This is a genomic window from Actinomyces sp. oral taxon 170 str. F0386 (assembly GCF_000195595.1).
Lineage (GTDB): Bacteria > Actinomycetota > Actinomycetes > Actinomycetales > Actinomycetaceae > Actinomyces.
In genome coordinates this window covers 1-2,475 of record NZ_GL882570.1, presented here as the reverse complement: position 1 = coordinate 2,475, position 2,475 = coordinate 1, and the positions used below count along the sequence as shown (strand labels likewise).

General features: G+C 62.4%; 3 protein-coding genes and 1 pseudogene. All 4 read right to left on the bottom strand.

Translation table 11 applies throughout. The features are described 5' to 3' along the window. Nucleotides 1–24 precede the first annotated feature (24 nt). The 4 genes and pseudogenes from HMPREF9056_RS11270 to HMPREF9056_RS14775 all read right to left on the bottom strand — a co-directional run bounded on the left by HMPREF9056_RS11270 (nucleotide 25) and on the right by HMPREF9056_RS14775 (nucleotide 2,340). Nucleotides 25–210 carry a hypothetical protein gene (locus HMPREF9056_RS11270; RefSeq protein WP_009405191.1) on the bottom strand — a complete coding sequence of 62 codons (186 nt, stop codon included), beginning with the start codon at nucleotides 208–210 and terminating at the stop codon, nucleotides 25–27. Nucleotides 211–273: 63 nt separating this feature from the next. Further along, on the bottom strand, nucleotides 274–549 hold the full coding sequence (locus HMPREF9056_RS11265; protein ID WP_157185077.1) for a DDE-type integrase/transposase/recombinase: 276 nt from the start codon (nucleotides 547–549) through the stop codon (nucleotides 274–276). Nucleotides 550–937: 388 nt separating this feature from the next. Next, nucleotides 938–1,162, bottom strand: coding sequence for a hypothetical protein (locus tag HMPREF9056_RS11260; protein WP_157185076.1), 225 nt, complete (start codon nucleotides 1,160–1,162; stop codon nucleotides 938–940). Nucleotides 1,163–1,360: 198 nt separating this feature from the next. Beyond that, nucleotides 1,361–2,340, bottom strand: a pseudogene (locus tag HMPREF9056_RS14775) (IS110 family transposase). Between the last annotated feature and the right edge of the window lie 135 nt (nucleotides 2,341–2,475).

Sequence of the window (2,475 nt, the reverse complement as noted above, 5' to 3'; positions counted from 1 at the left end):
TACCTCCATCAAACCCGGGGCGATTCAGACAGCGGCCTGGGGCGGGCGCACACTGATCTGGGCCCCTTCGATCCAGGGGCGCCTTGATCTGCGGGGCAGGCCGGCCAGCGGTGAGCGGGGCAGGCGCCGGGTGCGTCCTGAGCGCAGGGCCTTGTCCACCCGCAGCTGCTGGCGCAGACACCCGGCACTCCACTCATCGATCATAGCCATCAGTGTCAGTCCTCACCACAAGGGCTTATACAAACCATTGAACACGTTTCCCTGACGTTTTCGTTACCAGACGGCCGTCTCGAGGGTGTCCAAGACCAGGTCGGTGTACAGGCTCGCGGAGCTCCGCCACCTTACGACATGCCGTGAAAATACGTCGGTCATGAAAGCCATGTACACCCAGCCACTCATGGTGCGCTCATAGGTGATGTTGGCGATCCACAGTTCGTTTGGTCCGAACGCGCTGAAATGCCTTTTTGCGAAGCCCGCCGGACACTGCTCCCGCAGCGCGCTGTGCATGGTATGTGGCGACTTGGCGCGGCGGATGTCGTGCAGGTCCATGGCCTGCATGAGGGGTTCGACGGCACATCGCGCCACGTGTTCCAGCCCATGGGCGGCGTCAGGCCGGTTTGGCATGGTGTTTGATCCCCGTAGCCGAAGAAATCCTCGCAACCCTCATCATCCCAACAGGGCACTAAAAACGATGCAACTAAAGTGCCACCTTACTAGCGACACACAAATACAGGTAAAATACCCCTATGAATAAGTTTCAAGATGTCGGCTCTGACGCATAATTGCCACCATCTGTAGAAACACAATATGCGAGTGACCCCTATTGCAGTGAGAAAACTTCAGTAAGTTTATGCAATACTGGGTGGTGTCCCAACCTTATAGGTTGGGACACCACCCAGTAACGTACTCTGAGGCCGGGTTGCCGGTCTGAAGATCCTCAGTGAATCTTGGTGAGAGCCTCTTTAATCTTCTTGAGGATCTCGTCAGCAATCTCCCCCTGCTTTGTGATCAAGACGCCTGCAACCAGTGCTACTACGAAAGCGATGCCGGCGTACTCAACTGCTGTCTGGCCGCGCTCCGAAGGCTTCACCCTTTCGATCATCCTATCGAAAGCGATCTTCGTGCGAACCTGGAGAGCGAGCATCTTGTTGGTGCTGTACATGAAACTGTCCTCTTCTGTGCTGATGTGATATATGAATCCGGGGTAGGTCAGCCCCGCTGACACTCTCAAGACTAAAAAGCTTCATGACCTTCACCCTAGGGTCAAGCGCCCTTACTCCACCCCTTTTGTGCCCTGTCAAACGCCAGACTTGACTTGACTCATTATGGGCCGGTTGACCGGGGGCCTCTGGGTGGTGTGTCAAGTGGCGATGGGTAGTTTCGTGGCTGGTTGGGGGTTGTAGAGGGTGTGGTTGCGGATCATGGCGTGCGGGTCAGGATGCGGCGGTGTGCCAGGGCGAGGACGGCCTGGTTATGACGCTTGCCCTGGTCTCGTTTGCGCTGGTAGTAGGCCCGGGAGACGGGGTCGGAGCGCAGTGAGGCGAGGGCGGAGGGGAACATGGCGTGCTTGAGCCTCTTGCTGCCGCCGTGGGAGACGTGCTCACCACGGATCGAGGAGCCGGAGCGGCGTGTGACGGGAGCGAGCCGGGCGTAGGAGGCCAGGTGGGCGCCGGTGCCTGGAGGTCCTTGCCCAGGGGCTCGGCCAGCAAGGACGGCGGCGGCCGGGACCCCTGATCCCGGGCACGCGTGGTCAGGACCTGGCACATGAGGGTGGGCCACCCGCCAGGGTCACCGGCCTGGGCGGCGACATCGGCCCGCTGAGCGCGTGGGGCGATGAGCCGGCGGGCCAGGTGGGGCAGCACCGTTGCGGCTGCGTTGGTGCCGGCGACCACCACGGTCTGGTGCTCCAGGGCCGAGACGATCTAGCCGGCCCAGGTCCAGGTCGAATCCCGTGAGCATGCTCAGCGCCGCGGCCTCCTCGTCCGAGGCGTTGATGGCTCTCAGGGTGTGAGGCATGGTCCTGGCCGCGCCGGCGATGACGGCCGCGTCCTTCGCGTCGGTCTTGGCGCTGCCCGGCGTCAGGTCAGCGATGCGTCGCATCGACAGTCCGGGCAGGTAGCCCACGGTGATGCCCATGTCCTGGGCCACCGCCACGGCCAGGGCCCCAATGGTGGCGGGCTGATCGACCACCACCAGCACCTGCCCCTTTGCCTGCAGGCGCTGGTAGACCTCTCGCAGCTGGTCCTCGTCGTTGGGAAGGGCCCTGTCGAGGACCTTCCGGCCCGTCCCGGCTCAGGGCCGTGGCCCAGCGCTCGCTCCTTGCCGACGCCCGGTACCGATGAAGACCTCGATGTCCTCGATATCCTTCTCTCCTGCCGCCTCCCGGTCAAGTTGATACGGGGCCAGCCGGCGAACGGACCGGCCCCCGCACCCACGCCTGCGAAAGTCTGAATCGCCCCGGGTTTGATGGAGGTA